18 protein-coding genes are annotated in these 18,627 nt (G+C 67.4%); 10 read left to right on the top strand and 8 right to left on the bottom strand.

All coding sequences use genetic code 11. The features are described 5' to 3' along the window. Positions 1-24 precede the first annotated feature (24 nt). From EV641_RS06010 to pdhA, 3 genes are read right to left on the bottom strand one after another with little or no spacing between them, the layout of a single operon-like run. The gene (locus EV641_RS06010) at positions 25-1,317 is read right to left on the bottom strand and encodes a dihydrolipoamide acetyltransferase family protein (RefSeq protein ID WP_132471353.1); all 1,293 of its coding nucleotides are present in this window, start codon (positions 1,315-1,317) and stop codon (positions 25-27) included. A 14-nt stretch (positions 1,318-1,331) separates the two neighbouring features. Further along, positions 1,332-2,315, bottom strand: coding sequence for an alpha-ketoacid dehydrogenase subunit beta (locus EV641_RS06005; protein WP_132471152.1), 984 nt, complete (start codon positions 2,313-2,315; stop codon positions 1,332-1,334). Beyond that, positions 2,312-3,409: a pyruvate dehydrogenase (acetyl-transferring) E1 component subunit alpha gene (pdhA, locus tag EV641_RS06000; RefSeq protein ID WP_132471151.1), complete on the bottom strand. Its 1,098-nt coding sequence runs from the start codon at positions 3,407-3,409 to the stop codon at positions 2,312-2,314. The genes EV641_RS06005 and pdhA overlap by 4 nt, the downstream gene beginning before the upstream one ends. Positions 3,410-3,579: 170 nt before the next feature. Between pdhA and EV641_RS05995 the strand changes: the two genes are divergently transcribed. Further along, complete coding sequence (locus tag EV641_RS05995; protein ID WP_054720367.1) at positions 3,580-4,053, top strand: Lrp/AsnC family transcriptional regulator; 474 nt, start codon at positions 3,580-3,582, stop codon at positions 4,051-4,053. A gap of 20 nt (positions 4,054-4,073) precedes the next feature. Here EV641_RS05995 and EV641_RS05990 read toward each other — a convergent pair whose 3' ends face one another. Beyond that, entirely contained in the window at positions 4,074-4,538 is a 465-nt protein-coding gene (locus EV641_RS05990; protein WP_054720365.1) for a thioesterase family protein, read from the bottom strand. Positions 4,539-4,668: 130 nt separating this feature from the next. Here EV641_RS05990 and EV641_RS05985 point away from each other — a divergent pair, with 130 nt between their 5' ends. Beyond that, positions 4,669-5,502 (top strand): sulfurtransferase, encoded by an 834-nt coding sequence (locus EV641_RS05985; protein ID WP_132471150.1) that lies wholly within the window; start codon positions 4,669-4,671, stop codon positions 5,500-5,502. A gap of 7 nt (positions 5,503-5,509) precedes the next feature. Here the strand turns inward: EV641_RS05985 and EV641_RS05980 are convergent, their stop codons facing one another. Continuing rightward, the gene (locus EV641_RS05980; RefSeq protein WP_132471149.1) at positions 5,510-6,331 is read right to left on the bottom strand and encodes a shikimate 5-dehydrogenase; all 822 of its coding nucleotides are present in this window, start codon (positions 6,329-6,331) and stop codon (positions 5,510-5,512) included. Between the two features lie 69 nt (positions 6,332-6,400). Between EV641_RS05980 and EV641_RS05975 the strand changes: the two genes are divergently transcribed. Further along, positions 6,401-7,186 (top strand): enoyl-CoA hydratase/isomerase family protein, encoded by a 786-nt coding sequence (locus EV641_RS05975; protein ID WP_132471148.1) that lies wholly within the window; start codon positions 6,401-6,403, stop codon positions 7,184-7,186. Between the two features lie 3 nt (positions 7,187-7,189). Here the strand turns inward: EV641_RS05975 and EV641_RS05970 are convergent, their stop codons facing one another. From EV641_RS05970 to EV641_RS05960, 3 genes are all read right to left on the bottom strand, one after another. Then, a complete protein-coding gene (locus tag EV641_RS05970; RefSeq protein WP_199233157.1) occupies positions 7,190-7,900 on the bottom strand; it encodes an HNH endonuclease family protein in 711 nt (236 codons plus the stop codon). A gap of 115 nt (positions 7,901-8,015) precedes the next feature. Further along, positions 8,016-8,342 carry a hypothetical protein gene (locus EV641_RS05965; RefSeq protein WP_132471147.1) on the bottom strand — a complete coding sequence of 109 codons (327 nt, stop codon included), beginning with the start codon at positions 8,340-8,342 and terminating at the stop codon, positions 8,016-8,018. 71 nt (positions 8,343-8,413) lie between these two features. Beyond that, positions 8,414-9,340 (bottom strand): NADP-dependent oxidoreductase, encoded by a 927-nt coding sequence (locus EV641_RS05960; RefSeq protein ID WP_132471146.1) that lies wholly within the window; start codon positions 9,338-9,340, stop codon positions 8,414-8,416. Positions 9,341-9,390: 50 nt separating this feature from the next. Here EV641_RS05960 and EV641_RS05955 point away from each other — a divergent pair, with 50 nt between their 5' ends. The 7 genes from EV641_RS05955 to EV641_RS05925 all read left to right on the top strand — a co-directional run bounded on the left by EV641_RS05955 (position 9,391) and on the right by EV641_RS05925 (position 18,588). Beyond that, positions 9,391-12,246, top strand: coding sequence for a DEAD/DEAH box helicase (locus EV641_RS05955; protein WP_132471145.1), 2,856 nt, complete (start codon positions 9,391-9,393; stop codon positions 12,244-12,246). Beyond that, complete coding sequence (locus EV641_RS05950; RefSeq protein WP_132471144.1) at positions 12,246-13,007, top strand: SWIM zinc finger family protein; 762 nt, start codon at positions 12,246-12,248, stop codon at positions 13,005-13,007. Before EV641_RS05955 ends, EV641_RS05950 begins: the two co-directional genes overlap by 1 nt. A gap of 141 nt (positions 13,008-13,148) precedes the next feature. Then, complete coding sequence (locus EV641_RS05945; protein ID WP_132471143.1) at positions 13,149-14,681, top strand: CoA-acylating methylmalonate-semialdehyde dehydrogenase; 1,533 nt, start codon at positions 13,149-13,151, stop codon at positions 14,679-14,681. Positions 14,682-14,693: 12 nt separating this feature from the next. Next, positions 14,694-15,848, top strand: a complete 1,155-nt coding sequence (locus tag EV641_RS05940) for an isobutyryl-CoA dehydrogenase (RefSeq protein ID WP_132471142.1) — start codon at positions 14,694-14,696, stop codon at positions 15,846-15,848. Continuing rightward, positions 15,845-16,906 carry an enoyl-CoA hydratase/isomerase family protein gene (locus EV641_RS05935; RefSeq protein ID WP_132471141.1) on the top strand — a complete coding sequence of 354 codons (1,062 nt, stop codon included), beginning with the start codon at positions 15,845-15,847 and terminating at the stop codon, positions 16,904-16,906. The genes EV641_RS05940 and EV641_RS05935 overlap by 4 nt, the downstream gene beginning before the upstream one ends. Continuing rightward, positions 16,907-17,815 (top strand): 3-hydroxyisobutyrate dehydrogenase, encoded by a 909-nt coding sequence (mmsB, locus tag EV641_RS05930; RefSeq protein WP_132471140.1) that lies wholly within the window; start codon positions 16,907-16,909, stop codon positions 17,813-17,815. Next, a complete protein-coding gene (locus EV641_RS05925) occupies positions 17,812-18,588 on the top strand; it encodes an enoyl-CoA hydratase (protein ID WP_132471139.1) in 777 nt (258 codons plus the stop codon). The genes mmsB and EV641_RS05925 overlap by 4 nt, the downstream gene beginning before the upstream one ends. Positions 18,589-18,627: the final 39 nt, after the last annotated feature.

Genomic DNA, 18,627 nt, shown 5'->3' with positions numbered 1-18,627 from the left:
CCCACGCTAGTGGGATTCGGACTGTCAGGGAGACGAGACGAGTGTCGGTACCGGGTCTTTCAGGACGGCGCCCACGGCAGCCAGGGCACGCCCGGCCTGTTCACCGTCGACAAGTCGATGATCGAACGCAAGCGACAACGTCACGACCTTCCGCACCGCAAGAGCGCCGTCGACCACCCAGGGTCGGTCGGTGATCGCTCCGACAGCCAAGATCGCGGCCTCCCCCGGATTGAGGATGGGGGTGCCCGCATCGACTCCGAACACTCCTACATTGGTGATCGAGATCGTCGACCCCGTCAGTTCGCGCGGGGAGGCCTCACCCGACCTCGCGTTCCCGGCCGCCGCGGCGATCGAGCCGGCCAGATCGGGTAGACGCATCGCGTGCGCGTCGCGCACCACCGGCACCTTCAGGCCTTCGTCGGTGGCTGTCGCTACACCCAGATGTACACGGTGGTGAACGACGATCTCCTGGGAGTCCTCGTCCCACGAGGAATTCAACGACGGCTCGTCGGCCACGGCACGCATCAGTGCGGTCGCGACGACCGACAACGGTGTCAGGTGGGTGCCGTCGAAGGGCGGCGCCGACCGCAGCCGCGTCACCAGCTCGACTGTGTTCGTCGCATCGCATGTAAGGAACACTGTGGCGTGGGGTGCGGTGAAGGCACTACGTGCGACGGCCGCGGCACTGCGCTTGCGGATTCCGCGGATGGGGACGCGCGTCTCGTCGCCGGTCGACGATACCTGTGGGAGAACCCGATCGTCGGCGCTGCGCCGGACGTCGGCGCGGGTGATCACGCCATCGGGCCCCGTGCCCTCGACCGTCGCGAGATCGACACCGAGATCCTTCGCCTCACGTCGGGCACCGGGCTTCGCATCCGGTCGGCGCACCAGGGTTCCGGGCGGCCGGGTTTCGCTGTCGGGGGTGGTGGTCTTCCGTGTGCCACGTCGGCTGATCGGCGCGGCTCCGGGACCGTAACCGACGAGAACCTGCGGACGCTTCTCCGCCACCGCCTCCTCGTCGGCCACTGCGTCTTCGCCGGTCCGCGAGCCGGACTCGGCACCGGCGGGGACCGCCACCGTGATTCGCAGCAACGGCGCACCCACCGGCACTGTGTCGCCGGGCGAGGCCAGCAACTCCGCCACTGTCCCGGCATACGGCGATGGCAACTCGACCGTCGCCTTCGCCGTCTCCACCTCGGCGATCACCTGGTTGAGTTCGAGGTGATCGCCGACCTGTACCTTCCACACGACCAGATCCGCGTCGGCCAGGCCTTCGCCCAGATCCGGCAGCCGAAATTCCTTGACGGTGTCCACCATCGGCCCTCCGTTGGTCACGCCGCGAGGCTGCGGTCGACGGCGTCGAGAATCCGGTCGGGGTCGGGGCGGTGGTGGGACTCGAGTTTCGCAGGGGGATAAGGAATGTCGAATGCACCGACCCGGAGCACCGGAGCCTCGAGCTGATAGAAGCAGCGTTCGCTGATGCGTGCCGCGATCTCCGCCCCGACCCCGCAGAACACGGGAGCCTCCTGCGCGACGACGAGCCGACCGGTGCGGCGCACCGACTCCTCGATCGTGTCGAAATCGATCGGGGACAGCGAACGCAGGTCGATGACCTCGATCGAATGTCCTTCGCCTTCAGCGATATCCGCGGCCTGCAGGGCCGTCGTCACGAGCGCACCGAAGGTCACGAGGGTGGCGTCGCTCCCGGCGCGGGCGATGCGAGCCCGGTCGAGCGGTAGTTCCGGTTCGGCGTCGACGTCGACCGAACCGCGTTCCCAGTAGCGGTGTTTCGGTTCGAGGAAGACAACCGGATCATCGAGGGCGATGGCCTGCTGGATCATCGCGAAGGCGTCGGCGGGGTTGCTGGGGGAGACCACCCGCAGGCCGGCGGTGTGCGTGAAGTACACCTCGGGCGATTCCGAATGGTGCTCGACCGCGCCGATCCCTCCGCCGTACGGGATGCGTATCGTCAGTGGTGCCCGGACATTGCCCGCGGTGCGGTAGTGGATCTTTGCGACCTGCGAGACGATCTGGTCGAAGGCGGGATAGACGAACCCGTCGAATTGGATCTCGCACACCGGGCGATAGCCGCGCAGTGCCATCCCGAACGCGGTACCGACGATTCCGGACTCCGCCAGCGGGGTATCGATGACCCGGCCGTCCCCGAAATCCTTCTGCAGCGTGTCGGTGATGCGGAAGACTCCACCGAGTTTGCCCACGTCCTCGCCCATGATGACGACCTTGCGATCGTGTTCGAGGGCCCGTCGCAGACCGGCGTTGAGGGCTGCGCCGAGCGTCATCGTCGTGGTGGTCATCGTCCGGCCTCCTTCGGGGTACCGAAGCTCGCGAGGTAGCCGGCGTAGTCGGCGCGTTCGCGTTCGATCAGGGGATGTTCGGTGGTGTACACGTGGTCGAACATGCCGAGCGGTTCCGGATCGGGCAGCGCGAGAGTGCCGCTGCGAAGCCGTGTCGCGGCGGTGTCGGCGGCATCCTGCACCTCGGCGAGAAATTCGTCGTCGGCGAGGCTTTCGCGTTCGAGCAACCTCCGAACCCGTTCGAGCGGGTCGCGCGCCCGCCATTCGTCGAGGTCGGCGTCGGTGCGGTAGCGGGTGGGATCGTCGGAGGTGGTGTGCGGTCCCATCCGGTAGGTCAGGGCCTCGACGAAGAAAGGTCCGGCTCCGTCGCGTGCGTGCCGGGCTGCGCGACGGGTGACGGCGAGGACCGCGAGCACGTCGTTGCCGTCGACCTGCACGGCGGGCATGCCGAACCCCGCGGCGCGTTGTGCGAGCGGAACCGGCGACTGGACGTGCGTGGGGGCGCTGATCGCCCAGTGGTTGTTCTGGCAGAAGAACACGACGCCCACGCCCCAGCTCACCGCGAAGCCGAGCGCCTCGGACACATCGCCCTGGCTGGTGGCGCCGTCCCCGAGATAGGCGACCGTCGCGATGTCGGCGCCGTCGAGTTCGGCACCCATCGCGTATCCGGTCGCGTGCAGCCCCTGCGAACCCACGACGATCGCCGGGTTCGTCATGTTCACGGTGGCGGGATCCCAGCCGGAGTGTGCGCAGCCGCGCCACATCCGGGTCATGTCGGCGGGATCCACACCGCGACACCACGCGACGCCGTGCTCACGGTAGCTGGTGAAGATGTAGTCGTCGGGCCTCAGCGCATGGGCGGATCCGACCTGCGCGGCCTCCTGGCCGGTCAAGGGAGCCCAGAGGCCGAGCTCGCCCTGCCGCTGAAGGGCGGTGGCTTCGGTGTCGAGTCGGCGGACGACGACGAGATCGCGATACATGGCGCGCAGGCGCTCGGGGCCGATGTCGGAGACCAGCGCGGAGTACTCGGGGCTATGGACGCGTCGGCCGTCGGGCTGGATGAGCTGAACCGGATAGGTCGGGGATGCAACCATCGTCGATCACCTCGTCGGGTGCAGGCCCGGCGTGCCCTTGTGGGGCGGACCGGGCTCGTATTGTGCTGTACATCACATCATCCACATTCGGGGAGAGTGCGCAATCGCGCACGGCCCGAGTGTGCAGGAAGCACGGATACCGGCCGGTTTCCGGTGGCACACTGTGAAAGATGACCACTGTGGACGCGACCGACGCCCGCTTGCTGATAGAACTGGCCCGCACGCCGCGCGCCACGGGTGTCGAGTTGGCGCAGCGACTGGGATTGTCACGCAACACCGTGCAGGCACGCCTTGCGCGATGGGATGCGGAAGGGCTGCTGGCGTCGTTCGAGCGGCGTGTCGATCCGGTTGTGCTCGGTTACCCGCTCGCGGCGTATGTGGCGACGACGGTCGACCAGCATCGTCTCGCCGATGTGGTCGATGCGCTGGAGAAGATTCCGGAGGTCGTCGAGGTCTACGGGCTTGCTGGCTCGATCGATCTGTCGGTCAAGATCGTCGCCCGCGACACGGACGATCTGTACCGGCTCGCGGGGCAGATCCTCGAGATTCCCGGTGTGGAGCGCACCAACATGTCGCTGGTGATGCGTGAACTCGTTCGGCAGCGCACCGTGCCGCTGCTCGGGACCATCCTCGACGACGGATGACAGCCGAGTCGTATACCCGGCTAGGTCGAACGGATGACGAGCTTGCTGACGGCCTTGCGGATCTGTTCGGGGATCGGGACGGGTTGTCGCGTGTTCATGTCGACGTACACGTGTGCGAAACGCCCGGTGGCGGCAGCAACGAGCGAGCCGTCGGCCGCTTCGCGGAAGATGGCCAGTGAGTAGCCGACCGATCGGCGGCCGAGGTGATCGACCGAGAGTCCCACCTGAAGACGATCCGGAAACGACAGTTCCGTGAGGTAGCGGCACGAGGTTTCGGCGACCACGCCGATTGCGTCGAGTTCGCGGATGTCCACGCCGGTCGTGGCCATGAGCCAGCCGTTGACCGCCGAGTCGAAGTACGAATAGTAGGTCACGTTGTTGATGTGGCCGTAGTGATCGTTGTCGGCCCAGCGGGTCTGAACCGGCCACAGCACCGGGAACTGCCCCGGATCGGCTGTGGGTCTCGTCGGCTGGCGGTTGGTCACGTCTCGACGATAGTGCTATCCGGACAGCAATTCCGATCAACAGTGTTCACATTGCAGAACCGACACCGAAAAAGGTCGAATCGGGCGCTCTGGTGGCGCATCGACAAGACCCCGCGTGCCATTATTCGGTATGGCCCACCAGAACGTACTCATCTCCAGTGCCGAACTCGCCGGGCGTATCGACGGCGGTAGACCGCCGATCCTGCTGGACGTGCGCTGGACGCTCGGCGACCGGCGCGGCCGGGAGAAATACCGCGAAGGCCACATTCCGGGCGCGGTCTTCGTCGACCTCGATGCCGAGCTCGCCGATCCACCGTCCGTCGAACTGGGGCGTCATCCGCTGCCCGACATCGAGCGACTACAGACGGAAGCTCGTGGGTGGGGGATCTCCGACGACTCGACGGTGGTCGCCTACGACGCAACCGGTGCCATGGCGGCGGCGCGCGCATGGTGGCTGCTGAAGTGGGCCGGGGTGGCAGACATCCGCCTGCTCGACGGCGGGTTTCCCGCGTGGATCGCCGGAGGTCACCCTGTCGCAGCCGGTCCCGGCGCGGAGCACCACCCGGGGACGGTGTCCCTCAGCGCGGGGCACATGCCCACGGTCGACATCGACGAGGCCTCGGAGTTTCCGTCGCACGGGGTCCTGCTCGATGCCCGCACCCCTGAGCGCTACCTCGGACGGGAGGAGCCGGTGGACACGCGCGCCGGGCACATCCCCGGCGCGGTCAATGCGCCGACCGGCGGAAATCTCCGCGAGGAAGGCACGTTCCGGCCGGCCGATCAGCTCGCGGCCCGGTTCGCGGAGCTGGGGGCGACAGGTGATGTGGCCGTGTACTGCGGGTCGGGGGTCACCGCGGCGCATGAGATCGCAGCGTTGGCCATCGCGGGGATCGAGGCGTCGCTGTTCCCGGGATCATGGTCGCAGTGGTCGGGTGATCCTCGGCGCGAAGTGGTGACGGGATAGCGGTGACTCACTGCCTCGAGTACTCGGATGCGCGCCGGATCTGCTGGTCGGTGGGGCGCACACCGGTGTAGAGCTCGAACTGCAGCGCCGCCTGCAGTGCGATCACCTCGTCTCCGGTGATCGTCGGCACCCCGCGTTCGCGTGCAGCGCGCACGAGCGGGGTGTCGGGCGGCATCGCCACCACATCGAACACGGTCGATGCTGCGGTGATGGCGTCTTCGGGGAACGGGAGGGTCTCGGAGTCCGGCCCTCCTCCCGACATTCCGATCGGCGTGGCGTTGACGAGGAGTCCCGGAGTCGGCCCGGTCGCGGCGGTGCGCCACGTGTAGCCGTACTTCTGCGCCAGGGCTCGGCCGGCGACCTCGTTGCGTGCCACGACGGTGCCCTCGGTGAAGCCGCTGTGGCGCAGGGCCGCGGCGACCGCCTTGGCCATCCCTCCGCTTCCGGCGATCGTGACGGGCAGGGCGGGGTCGACATCGTGTGCCGCGAGCAGATCGACCACGGCCTGGTAGTCGGTGTTGTAGGCGTGGAGGGCGCCGTCGTCGTTGACGATCGTGTTGACGGATTCGATCGCCCGGGCGGAGTCGTGCAGAACGTCGACCAGCGACAGAACGGCTTCCTTGAACGGCATCGACACACCCGCGCCGCGGATGCCCAATCCACGGATCCCAGCGACTGCGTCACCGATATCAGTGGGGCTGAATGCCTTGTAGACGAAGTCGAGGCCGAGTTCCTCGTAGAGATAGTTGTGGAAACGGGTTCCGATGTTGCTGGGTCTGCCCGAGAGCGAGATGCACAGCTGGGTGTCCTTGGAGATGTGCGAGGCCATCCCAGTACCGTAATCCCACGGTCCGGTGGAATGCTGTTCTCCGAAACGAGAATGATGTATGTTCGCGCTATGGGAGACGATCTGGGAGCCGGTGGACTGCGATTCGAGCGCGAAGGCGCGATCGGATGGTGCATCATCGATCGCCCCGCGGCACGCAACGCGTTCACGCCGGCCATGTACTACGGCCTCAAACGTGCGGTGAAGCTGGTCAACACCGACCCCGATCTCGGCGCGTTGATCATCACCGGTGTCGACGACGTCTTCGCGCCGGGCGGCGACCTCGGTGGTCGCTCGGAGCCGGGCGACAACCTGCCGGAAGGGCTCTCCGGTGACGAGGTCGTCCCCTTCCTGACCATCCGCGACAGTCGTGCGCCCGTCATCTCCGCTGTCAACGGAATCTGCCAGGCGGGTGGCCTGCTCGTGGCCATGATGTCCGACATCGCGGTGGCCAGCGATCGCGCGACCTTCCGCGTGCCCGAACTACTGCGCGGAATCCCCGACGCGACCTACGCCGCGGCGCTGCCTGCACACGTGGGCCTGGCAGCGGCCCGCGATCTGATCCTCTCGGCCCGCAAGTTCGATGCGGCCGAGGCGCTGCGCCTCGGGGTGATCTCCCGAGTCGTCCCGCACGATCAGTTGCGCGAAGCCGCGCTGACCGCGGCCCGCGAGGTGCTGCAGACCGCGCCGATCGCTCGCGCCCAGGTCAAACGCATGCTCAACGATCGCTACGGACTGTTCGATTACCAGACGATGTTCGGTGCGCTCGAGACGTCCCAGGAGCCGCGTGAAGGAATGCGCGCGTTCATGGAGAAGCGCGATCCCGCGTGGATTCCACACAACCTGCCTTCCGCGTGACGATCACCCCGGGCACGTCTGCGCCGCGTCGGTGAGTGCGCCGTGGTCCTCGACCGTGATCGGCAACTCGTATCTCAGCGCGACCGTCAGGTATTTTCCTGCGAACCAGCACCGGTACCCGGTGGCAGGTGGTAGCCACGCCGCGGGAGTGTGGTCGCGTTTGGTCATGTTCGCGGCGCCGTCGACGGCAATCAGGTTGTACACCACGTCGTTCGCGAACTGCCGCCGTAGCTCCGCAGGCCAGCCCGCCGCACCGTGATCCCAGGCTGCCGCGAGCGGATAGATGTGGTCGATGTGCACCGCGTTCGCATGCGCGCGCTGGAAGTGCACTCGGGTACCCGTGTACGGGTCGTCGAGCGTTCCGGTGGTGACGATGCAGTCGTCGCTGCCCGGGCGGAAGGCGACGTCGCGTAGGTCTCGCGCGAGCACGTTGTTGCGGGTGTCGCAGCCGTCGTGCCCGCCCGGCCCGGGGTGTTCGTCCGTCCAGGCGTGTCCGAAGACGCACCCGCCGCCGCTTCCGCAGTCGCGCTCGTAACCACCGGGATGCGGCCGCCCGGGGACCACGGTCACGGCGGCGAGCAACTCGTCGATCAGGACGCGCGACGGACTGCCGGGGGCGGGATCCGTCGTCCGTGGTGAAGGATCGAACCACCACGACACGACCATTGCGATCACCACCACCGGCACCCACCACTTCGCGTTCCCACCGCGCATCGGGTGATCGTGGCAGGTCCGCGCCGAGGTGTCGCCTTCGCGCGCTCCGCGGACTCCTGCGCGCGTCGTGTCGTGAGCACGTGCCCATTTACGCGGCAACCGGATGCAGTGGAACTCAGCTTTCGGTGGTCAACGGGAACCGTGTCGCGCGGATGGATGCGACGGTGCGGCCGTCGTGTCCGACGATCCACGAACCACCGGCCTGGCGGCATTCGGCGATCCGATCGTAGACCCTGAGTAAGAAGAAGATGGATTCCTCGGGACTGGCGGTCGCTGCGAGCCGGTGCGACTCACCATGTTTGGTGCCGTCGAGCCACACCCCGCATTGGCCGTCGAGACGCAACGTGGTGACGTGATCCCAGTCGATGAACGCATACTTCACCTGTTCCCACGGAGTGTGAGCACTGTGTGTCTGCTCGAGAACCTGGATCAGGACGGACATACGCCCATCCTCCTCCGCCCACGCGCCCGGATCCAGAGGCTCAGAGTCGAGAGTGCTCAGAGCCGGAGCGTTCAACGGACGGTCACGACCACCTTGCCGCGCGCGTGGCCGTCTTCGACGAGCGCCAACGCGCGTCCGGCCTCGCCGAGCGGGAAGGTGTGCTCGATCCTCGGATCGAGCACACCCGATTCGATGAGTGCCGCGACGCGCGCGAACACCTCGGTGGTGCGGCGACGGTCGACGCCCGAACCGCCGAGGTCGGACGCACGCGTAGGATCGGCGACGCTGATCAGGCGTACATCGCGTCCGCATGCGGACGAGGCGCGCGCCAGGACGTCCCCGCCCACCAGGTCGACGATCACCGTCACCTTGCCCGCGCGCTCACCTGCCGCGACAATCCGCTCTTCGCTACCGGGGCCGGACTCGATCCAGATACCACCGTTGGCCTCCACCAGATCTGTCTTGCCGGCACTCGCGACACCGAGCACCGCAGCCCCCTGCGCGTGGGCCAGCTGCGTGACGGCGGAGCCGACACCACCGCCGGCACCGAGCACGAGCACGGTGTCCGCGTCGACGACCTCGAGCTGTTCGACGATGTCCAGCGCGGTGCCGGCCGCGACGGGAATGGTCGCGGCGGCGGCGAAGCCGAGGCCTTCGGGCTTGAGTGCGGCGCTGTCGGCGTTGAGCACCGTGTACTCAGCGTATCCGCCGAAGCCGGTCGCCGTCGATCCGAATACGGCATCACCGACGGCGAAACCCTTGCCGTTCTCACCCACCGCTGTGACAACGCCGGACACCTCGCGTCCCAGGACGGCGGGCAAGGCCACCGGAACGGTGTCCTTGCGGGTGCCCGCCCGTACCTTCCAGTCGGCCGGATTCACCCCGGCAGCGTGCACGGAGACGACGAGCTGACCTGGTCCCGGCCGGGGTATTTCCAGGTCGAAGACCTGCTGGGTGCCGGGTCCGCCGTATTCCGAGAATCCGTACGCAATCGCCATGTTCACAGCCTGCCACTTCGGACGTCGCCGGGGGCTGGCACCATATAGGGATGTTCTTGCACGGGCTCTGGTCACCTGGATCGGGCCTGGTGCTGTGGCGCGAACCGGACGAACCGACCGCATCTGCCGAATCTGCAGACACCGCGGAGCTGCCGTCGGCGCTGCGCAGGTGGACGGACCGGCCGTTCCGGCACCGGGTCGAACTGACCCTGCCCGGCGACACGGAACCCCGCACGCTGCCCGCCGTTGCCATCGCACCACCGGACGCGGCCGAACTCCTGCTCGACATCCCGCGCCGCGCCCAGGGCATTGCGGGAGATCTGCGTTTCCTCGTCCACGTGGCGCGCGGCATCGAACGATGGGCGCAGGCCGGCCGCGTGGCGCCCGAGCTGGTGCGCGCCGAGAAACAGTGGTGGGCCCGGTGGCGGCTCCTCGGCGGCGAGAAGAACCGGGCGTGGCTTGCGGAACTCGCTGCGGCGATGCCGCCGGTCCAGCGGCAGCTCGGCCGCCCGGTCGCACTGCTCGACGACATGTGCGCCGAGCTGACCGACCCGATCGTCCGGGGTCTACACGGGCCGTCGACGTCTCTGCACCCCCTCGTTGCCGCGCTGGCCGAAGGCAACCCGCATCCCCGCGGCAGTCAGCGCATGGCCGATGCCCTCGACGAATGGCGGGCCAGCCTCGCGGGATTCGAACCCGACCTCGTGCTTCGATTGGTGGAACCCGACGACAGTGACGACGCCGATGTCGGCGCCGGCGCCCTCTGGCGTCTCGAGGTGTGCCTGCAGACGGAAGGACAGTCGCCGATTCCCTTGCCGGTGGAGTCCACCGACGCACACCTGCTCCAGATCGGTGTCCGCAAGCTCGGAGCCGCCCTCAACGCGTACCCCCGACTGCAGGAAGTCCCTCGCGACCCCGACACACTCGACCTGCTGCTGCCCACGCCCGTCGTGATCGATCTGGTGGAGCACGGAGCGCGCGCGTTGCACGCGGCCGATGTGTCGCTGCTGCTGCCGAGGGCGTGGGCCACCGTCGACGCGTCGCTACGTCTCACGGTGAATTCGTCGGTCGCGCCGGTGACCGCCGACGAGAGCTCGGTGGGGATGAACGCGATCGTCTCCTACGAGTGGCAGCTCGCCGTCGGCGACATGCTGCTCACGCACTCCGAGATGGAGGAGCTCGTCGCCGCGAACAGCGACCTGGTGAAGCTGCGTGGCAAATGGGTTCGCGCCGACAACGAGGCGCTCGCACGAGCTGCCAAGTACGTCAATGCCCATTCCGAGCAGGACGGGTCGCTCGGTTCCCTGTTCGCGCAGTTCACCGGTGATGATCCGCCGCCGGTCGAGGTCACCGACATCACCGCGTCCGGATGGGTCGAGACACTGCTCGACGGTCAGGTCCATCCCGATCCTGTTGCGGTGCCGAAGGACCTGCGCACCGAGCTACGCCCCTATCAACAACGGGGACTCGACTGGCTCGCATTCATGACCCGGCTCGGTCTCGGTGCGGTGCTCGCCGACGACATGGGGTTGGGCAAGACGGTGCAGGTGCTCGCGCTGCTCGCCCACGAACGCGAGGTGGCACAGGCAGACGGTTCCGCTCCTGTGGGCTCGGCGCCGACGTTGCTGGTGTGTCCGATGTCCGTCGTCGGTAACTGGCATCGGGAGGCCGAACGGTTCGTTCCCGGCCTGCGCGTCTATGTCCACCACGGCCCGCAGCGTCTGCGCGGCGACGCGCTTGCTGCAGCGGTCGCCGACCACGACCTGGTGATCACCACGTACGCGATCGTCGCGCGTGACATCGCGCAGTTGGTGGAGTTGTCGTGGCGCCGGATCGTGCTCGACGAGGCGCAGCACGTGAAGAACGCGAGCACCGGACAGTCACGGGCCACCCGCGCGATTCCCGCGGCGCACCGCATCGCCCTCACCGGCACACCCGTCGAGAACCGGCTCGAGGAACTCCGGTCGATCCTCGATTTCGCGAACCCGAAACTGCTCGGCAGTGCGGCTGGATTCCGGGCGAAGTTCGCGGTGCCCATCGAACGCGATCACGATTCGGCGGCCGCCGCGCGACTGCGCGCCCTGACCGCGCCGTTCGTGTTGAGGCGCGTCAAGACCGACCCCGATGTGATCTCCGATCTGCCCGAGAAGTTCGAGCAGACCGTGCGCGCCAACCTGACCGCCGAACAGGCCGCGCTGTACCGGGCTGTCGTCGACGACATGATGCGCAAGATCCGGGACAAGGAGGGAATGGCCAGGAAGGGGGCGGTGCTGGCCGCGCTGACCCGCCTCAAGCAGGTGTGTAACCATCCCGCCCACTACCTCGGCGACGGATCACCGGTCCTGCGCCGCGGGCGCCATCGGTCGGGCAAACTCGGATTGATCGAGGACATCGTCGAATCGGTCCTCGCCGACGGCGAGAAGGTCCTGCTGTTCACTCAGTTCCGTGAGTTCGGCACCCTCATCGCGCCTTATCTGGAGCAACGATTCGCCACCGAGGTGCCGTTCCTGCACGGCGGTGTGCCGAAGCGGAAGCGCGACGACATGGTCAGCCGATTCCAGCAGGAAGGCGCCGGACCACCGATCATGCTCCTGTCGCTCAAGGCGGGCGGCACGGGTCTGAACCTGACGGCCGCCAACCATGTGGTGCACCTGGACCGTTGGTGGAACCCGGCGGTCGAGAACCAGGCCACCGACCGTGCCTTCCGCATCGGGCAACGCCGCGACGTACAGGTGCGCAAGCTGGTGTGTGTGGGGACGGTCGAGGAGCGGATCGATGAAATGCTTGCCGGGAAACAGGAACTCGCCGATCTCGCGGTCGGGGTGGGGGAGAACTGGATCACCGAACTGTCCACGGATCAGCTGCACTCGCTGCTGACCCTCGGCGACGACGCGGTGGGCGACTGATGGCGGGCCGGAGGAGTTCGGGGAGGTACGGCCCCGTCGGACCGGCGGCGCGTGGCGTCGAGGCCCGCACCAAACGCGGCGCGATCGGCCGCAGCTGGTGGTCGAAAGAACTGATCGCGGCGATGGAACAGGTCGCCGACAAGGGGCGGCTGACCCGGGGGCGCGCGTATGCACGATCGGGCCAGGTGGTGTCGCTGCGCCTGGAACCGGGCGCCGTGATCGGCGAGGTGCAGGGTAGCCAGTTGCGCCCGTTCACGGCCACCGTCACGGTGCGCACGCTGTCCGAGGACGCCGTCGACGAGCTGATCGAGCAGGTGCGCTCGTCGCCCGGGTTGCTCGCGCGCCTGGCCGGGGGAGTGCTCCCCGAAGAACTCGGGCACCTGGTGCTCCCCCGTCGCGCGGGGGAACTCGACTTCGACTGCACGTGCCCCGACGACGGCTGGCCGTGCAAGCACGCCGCGGCGGTCGCGTTCCTGTTGGCCGAGCACGTCGACGAGAACCCCTTGTCCGTCCTGACGCTGCGCGGGGTCGACCTGCCGATGCTCATCGGCGGGGTGCAGGAGGAGGAGTCCGACGACGACGATGACTTCTACGGGAACGACACCGAACTGCCCGAGCTGCCGGTCGAGCACTTCCGGCCGGCCCTCGATGACCTGGATCCGATGTCGCTGCGCCGCGCGTTGCGGGCGGGTGGAACCGATGAGGCCGTCGTGATCCGGGGGATATCCGATCTCGAAGATCTCTACCGCCGTCTGCGCTGATCCGCCGCTCGGATCGCGATGGTCCGGTATGTGACGGTAGACATACATGGACTTCCAACTATAGGATGGGCGAAGACTTCGGGGTGTGGTCTCCGGCCGCCCCCCGGTCATCGACACGACTATCTCTGAGGACGGTTCGACATGAGCGTTCGAGAACTCACCCACTTCGTCGGCGGCGAGCACATTCCCGGTGCCTCCGGTCGCTTCGCCGACGTCTTCGATCCCAACACCGGCGCCGTTCAGGCGAGGGTGCCGCTGGCCGGCAACTCCGAGGTCGAGGCGGTCATCGCCAACGCTGTCGAAGCGCAGAAGATCTGGGCTTCCTGGAACCCGCAGAAGCGCGTCCGCGTCCTCATGAAATTCGTGCAGCTCGTGCAGGACAACATGGACGAGCTGGCGCAGCTGCTGTCGAGCGAGCACGGCAAGACTCTCGCCGACGCGAAGGGCGACGTCCAGCGCGGCCTCGAGGTCGTCGAGGTGTGTCTCGGCGCCCCCCACATGCTCAAGGGCGAGTACACCGAATCGGCCGGCACCGGCATCGACGTCTACTCGATGCGTCAGCCCCTCGGCGTCGTCGCCGGCATCACTCCGTTCAACTTCCCGGCCATGATCCCGCTGTGGAAGGCCGGCCCGGCTCTCGCCTCCGGCAACGCCTTCGTCCTCAAGCCGTCCGAGCGCGACCCGTCCGTGCCACTGCGCCTGGCCGAGCTCTTCCTCGAGGCAGGTCTGCCCGCAGGCGTCTTCAACGTCGTCAACGGCGACAAGACGGCAGTCGACGTCCTGCTGACCGACCCGCGGATCAAGGCGGTGGGCTTCGTCGGATCGACACCCATCGCGCAGTACATCTACGAGACGGCCGCGCAGAACGGCAAGCGCGCACAGTGCTTCGGTGGTGCAAAGAACCACGCGATCATCATGCCCGATGCCGACCTCGACCAGGTGGCCGACGCGCTCGTCGGTGCCGCCTACGGTTCGGCCGGCGAACGCTGCATGGCACTGTCGGTGGCTGTCCCCGTCGGTGAGGACACCGCGGATCGGCTCATCGCGAAGCTCACCGAGCGCATCGCCGAACTGCGCATCGGCACCAGCTTCGACGAGAAGGCAGACTTCGGCCCGCTCGTGACCGCCGCAGCCCGCGACCGCGTCCACGAGTACATCGGCAAGGGTGTCGAAGAAGGCGCCGAGCTCGTCGTGGACGGCCGAGGCTTCGTCCTCGAAGGCCACGAGAACGGCTTCTTCTCGGGCGCAACCCTGTTCGACAAGGTCACCCCCGACATGTCGATCTACAAGGAAGAGATCTTCGGCCCCGTCCTGACCGTCGTCCGCGCGCGCGACTACGAGGAAGCCCTGCGCCTGCCCACCGAGCACGAATACGGCAACGGCGTCGCGATCTTCACGCGCGACGGCGACACCGCCCGCGACTTCACCACCCGCGTCGAGGTCGGAATGGTGGGCGTCAACGTCCCGATCCCGGTGCCGATCGCGTACTACACCTTCGGCGGCTGGAAAGCCTCGGGCTTCGGCGACCTCAACCAGCACGGACCGGACGCGTTCCGCTTCTACACCAAGACCAAGACGATCACCCAGCGCTGGCCTTCCGGCGTCAAGGAAGGCGACCTCGAGGGCGCCCACGTGGCCGACACCGACCACTTCGTCATCCCGACCATGGACTAGGCGGCACCGACAATGTTCGCACTCACCGACGACGACCGGGCGATCCGCGATACCGCCCGCGACTTCGCCAGCGAGTACCTGGCCCCGAACGCGGTCGAATGGGATCAGGAGAAGCACTTCCCGGTCGACGTGCTGCGCAAGGCCGCAGCACTCGGCATGGGCGGGATCTACGTCCGTGAGGACGTCGGCGGATCCGGGCTGCGACGCCTCGACTCCGTCCGGATCTTCGAGGAACTCGCCAAGGGCTGTCCGTCGATCGCCGCCTACATCTCCATCCACAACATGGTGGCGTGGATGATCGACAAGTACGGCAACGACGAACAGCGTCGCCGCTGGCTGCCGAGCCTGTGCTCGATGGAACACCTCGGCAGTTACTGCCTCACCGAGCCGGGTGCCGGTTCGGATGCTGCTGCCTTGAGTACCAAAGCCGTTCGTGACGGCGACGAATACGTGCTCAACGGCGTCAAGCAGTTCATCTCGGGCGCGGGTACCTCCGACGTGTACGTGGTGATGGCCCGCACCGGCGACACCGGCGCGCGCGGAATCTCCGCGTTCGTCATCCCGAAGGACACACCCGGTCTGTCGTTCGGTGCCAACGAGAAGAAGATGGGCTGGAACGCGCAGCCCACCCGTCAGGTGATCTTCGACGACGCCCGCGTCCCCGCCGAGAACCTCCTCGGTGAGGAAGGCGGCGGCTTCCGGATCGCGATGCACGGACTCAACGGCGGACGCTTGAACATCGCCGCGTGCTCGGTCGGCGGTGGCCAGGCCGCCCTCGACCGCACAGTCGCGTACCTCGCCGAGCGCAAGGCGTTCGGTGAGCGGTTGCTCGATGCGCAGGCGCTGCAGTTCCGGCTCGCCGACATGCGCACCGAACTGGAAGCGGCACGCACCCTGTTGTGGCGAGCCGCTGATGCGCTCGACACGGAGGCCGCCGATGTCGTGGAACTGTGCGCGATGGCGAAACGGTTCGCGACAGACGCGGGGTTCGCCGCGGCGAACGAGGCACTGCAGCTGCACGGCGGATACGGTTACCTTGCCGAGTACGGGATCGAGAAGATCGTGCGAGACCTGCGCGTTCACCAGATCCTGGAAGGAACCAACGAAATCATGCGGCTGGTCATCGCGCGCAGCGTGGTGGCGGCGGCCCAGACAGGAGCGGCATGACGGGGAACGAACCCGAAATCCTCATCGAGGCGAAGAACGGGCTCGGCCGGATCACTCTGAACCGGCCCAGGGCGATCAACGCACTCAACCACACCATGGTTCAGGCGATGGCCGAGGCGCTGCTCGAGTGGTCCACCGACGACACGATCCGTGCCGTCGTGGTCGCCGGTGCGGGCGAACGTGGCTTGTGTGCCGGTGGCGACATCGTTGCGATCTACCACGATGCGAAGGACGGCGGTACCGGCACACAGGACTTCTGGCGCGACGAGTACATCCTCAACGCCGCGATCGGCCGCTACCCGAAGCCGTACGTCGCGATCATGGACGGCATCGTGATGGGCGGTGGCATCGGGATCTCGGCACACGGCAACGTCCGGATCGTCACCGAACGTTCGTCTCTGGCAATGCCGGAGGTCGGAATCGGATTCATTCCCGACGTCGGCGGAACCTACCTGCTCTCGCGGGCCCCGGGTGAGCTCGGCACACACATCGCCCTGACTACCGGACGAATGAAGGCCGGCGACGCGATCGCACTCGGATTCGCCGACCACTTCGTCCCGGCCGAGGCACTCGACAAGTTCGTCGCCGCACTCGAATCCGGATCGGTCGACGAGGCCCTGGCCGAATACTCGCAACCCGCACCGGAATCGGACGTGTTCGCACAGCAGAGTTGGATCGATGCGGCCTACTCCGCCGACAGCGTCGGTGAGATCGTCGAACGGCTCCGTGCCAGTGACGTTCCCGAAGCTCAGGCCGCGGCCGAGACGATCCTCGGCAAGTCGCCGGCCGCGCTGGGGGCAACCCTGCGGTCGCTCCGGCACGCCCGACAGCTCGACACTCTCGAAGAGGTCCTCAACGAGGAGTACCGAGTGTCGCTCGCGTCGTTGAAGACCCACGATCTCGTCGAAGGTATTCGCGCGCAGGTGGTCGACAAGGACCGCAATCCCGCGTGGTCCCCGGCGACCCTCGCCGATGTCACCGATGCGGACCTCGACGCGTACTTCCAGCCGCTCGGCGATCTCGAACTCGGGCTCGCCGCTGACGAAGGAGATCGATAGATGAGCACTCTCCCCAGCGTTGCCTTCCTCGGCCTCGGGCACATGGGCGGCCCGATGGCCGCGAACCTGGTGAAGGCCGGCTACGCAGTGACCGGGTTCGACCCGGTTCCCGCCGCTGCGGAACAGGCCACCGAGGACGGCATCACCGTCGTCTCGTCGGCGGTCGAGGCCGTGGGCAGCGCGGACATCGTCGTCACCATGCTGCCCAACGGCAAGCTCGTGCTGGACCTCTACGACGAGCTCCTGCCCGCGGCGAAGGCGAACACCCTGTTCGTCGACAGCTCCACCATCGACGTCGCCGACGCTCGCGAGGCTGCGTCCCGTGCGCAGGCGGCCGGACACCGCGCCATCGACGCACCCGTGTCCGGCGGTGTCGCCGGCGCCACCGCGGGCACCCTCGCGTTCATGGTCGGCGGATCCGACGATGATTTCGGGTCGGCGCAGCCGTTGCTCGAGGTCATGGGACGCAAGGTGGTGCACTGCGGCGGGTCCGGCAACGGCCAGGCCGCGAAGATCTGCAACAACATGATCCTCGGTGTGTCGATGATCGCGATCAGTGAGGCGTTCGTGCTCGGCGAGAAGCTGGGCCTGACCAATCAGGCGCTGTTCGACGTCGCCTCCAACGCGTCGGGCCAGTGCTGGGCTCTTACGAGCAACTGTCCCGTCCCGGGGCCGGTGCCGACGACTCCGGCGAACAACGACTACCAGCCCGGTTTCGCCGTGGCGCTCATGGACAAGGACCTCGGCCTGGCCTCGAACGCGGTCCGCACCAACGGTGTCGATGCTGAACTCGGTCTGCGTGCGGCGGAGCTCTACCACCGGTTCAACGAGGGCGGCGGTGGCGGTCTCGACTTTTCTGCGATCATCAACGACATCCGTACCCGTTCGACAGAAGAGGACAGCAAGTGAGCGAGTTCGAGACCATCCTGGTCGACCGTAAGGGTCGAGTCGGAATCATCACGCTCAACCGGCCCAAGGCGCTCAATGCCCTCAACAGCCAGTTGATGCACGAGGTCGTGGCGGCAGTCGGGGAGCTCGATACCGACGCCGAGATCGGGGCGATCCTGCTCACCGGTTCCGACAAGGCCTTCGCCGCCGGCGCCGACATCAAGGAGATGGCGCCCAAGACGTTCAGCGAGGTCTACGGGGAGGACTTCTTCTCCGAGTGGGACCGCCTCTCGGCGGCACGCACCCCGATCGTCGCCGCGGTCTCCGGCTATGCGCTCGGCGGCGGCTGCGAGCTCGCGATGCTGTGCGACTTCATCATCGCCTCCGACACCGCGAAGTTCGGACAGCCCGAGATCAAGCTCGGCGTCATCCCGGGTATCGGTGGCTCGCAGCGCCTGACCCGCGCCGTGGGCAAGGCCAAGGCGATGGAGATGGTTCTCACCGGTCGCAACATGGACGCAGAGGAAGCCGAACGCGCCGGGCTCGTGTCGCGGATAGTGCCGGTGGCCGAGCTGTTCGACGCCGCGCTCGAGACGGCGACGACCATCGCCTCGATGTCGTTGCCCGTCGCGATCATGGCGAAGGAAGCGGTGAACCGCGCGTTCGAGACCACGCTCGCCGAGGGTGTGAAATTCGAACGCCGCGTGTTCCATTCGACGTTCGCCACCGCCGACCAGAAGGAAGGCATGGCCGCGTTCATCGCCAAGCGCGCCCCGGAGTTCAAGAACGCTTGACCGAGCGAGTTCGGTAGAGACGAGTGAGGGCCGCCCCGA

The sequence above is a fragment of the Rhodococcus sp. SMB37 genome (assembly GCF_004345605.1).
GTDB lineage: Bacteria > Actinomycetota > Actinomycetes > Mycobacteriales > Mycobacteriaceae > Rhodococcus.
Note: the sequence above shows the minus strand (reverse complement) of the source record. Positions and strands in the feature narration are given on the sequence as shown.

What these genes read in the sequence shown, in the direction of transcription:
- EV641_RS05985 (WP_132471150.1), top strand. Translation starts at nt 4,669, where the DNA reads ATGGCCCACCAGAACGTACTCATCTCCAGTGCCGAACTCGCCGGGCGT.
- EV641_RS05940 (WP_132471142.1), top strand. Translation starts at nt 14,694, where the DNA reads ATGTTCGCACTCACCGACGACGACCGGGCGATCCGCGATACCGCCCGC.
- EV641_RS05945 (WP_132471143.1), top strand. Translation starts at nt 13,149, where the DNA reads ATGAGCGTTCGAGAACTCACCCACTTCGTCGGCGGCGAGCACATTCCC.
- EV641_RS05965 (WP_132471147.1), bottom strand. Translation starts at nt 8,342, where the DNA reads ATGTCCGTCCTGATCCAGGTTCTCGAGCAGACACACAGTGCTCACACT.
- EV641_RS06010 (WP_132471353.1), bottom strand. Translation starts at nt 1,317, where the DNA reads ATGGTGGACACCGTCAAGGAATTTCGGCTGCCGGATCTGGGCGAAGGC.
- EV641_RS05935 (WP_132471141.1), top strand. Translation starts at nt 15,845, where the DNA reads ATGACGGGGAACGAACCCGAAATCCTCATCGAGGCGAAGAACGGGCTC.
- EV641_RS05995 (WP_054720367.1), top strand. Translation starts at nt 3,580, where the DNA reads ATGACCACTGTGGACGCGACCGACGCCCGCTTGCTGATAGAACTGGCC.
- EV641_RS05970 (WP_199233157.1), bottom strand. Translation starts at nt 7,900, where the DNA reads ATGCGCGGTGGGAACGCGAAGTGGTGGGTGCCGGTGGTGGTGATCGCA.
- pdhA (WP_132471151.1), bottom strand. Translation starts at nt 3,409, where the DNA reads ATGGTTGCATCCCCGACCTATCCGGTTCAGCTCATCCAGCCCGACGGC.
- EV641_RS05960 (WP_132471146.1), bottom strand. Translation starts at nt 9,340, where the DNA reads ATGGCGATTGCGTACGGATTCTCGGAATACGGCGGACCCGGCACCCAG.
- EV641_RS05950 (WP_132471144.1), top strand. Translation starts at nt 12,246, where the DNA reads ATGGCGGGCCGGAGGAGTTCGGGGAGGTACGGCCCCGTCGGACCGGCG.
- EV641_RS05980 (WP_132471149.1), bottom strand. Translation starts at nt 6,331, where the DNA reads ATGGCCTCGCACATCTCCAAGGACACCCAGCTGTGCATCTCGCTCTCG.
- mmsB (WP_132471140.1), top strand. Translation starts at nt 16,907, where the DNA reads ATGAGCACTCTCCCCAGCGTTGCCTTCCTCGGCCTCGGGCACATGGGC.
- EV641_RS05955 (WP_132471145.1), top strand. Translation starts at nt 9,391, where the DNA reads ATGTTCTTGCACGGGCTCTGGTCACCTGGATCGGGCCTGGTGCTGTGG.
- EV641_RS06005 (WP_132471152.1), bottom strand. Translation starts at nt 2,315, where the DNA reads ATGACCACCACGACGATGACGCTCGGCGCAGCCCTCAACGCCGGTCTG.
- EV641_RS05975 (WP_132471148.1), top strand. Translation starts at nt 6,401, where the DNA reads ATGGGAGACGATCTGGGAGCCGGTGGACTGCGATTCGAGCGCGAAGGC.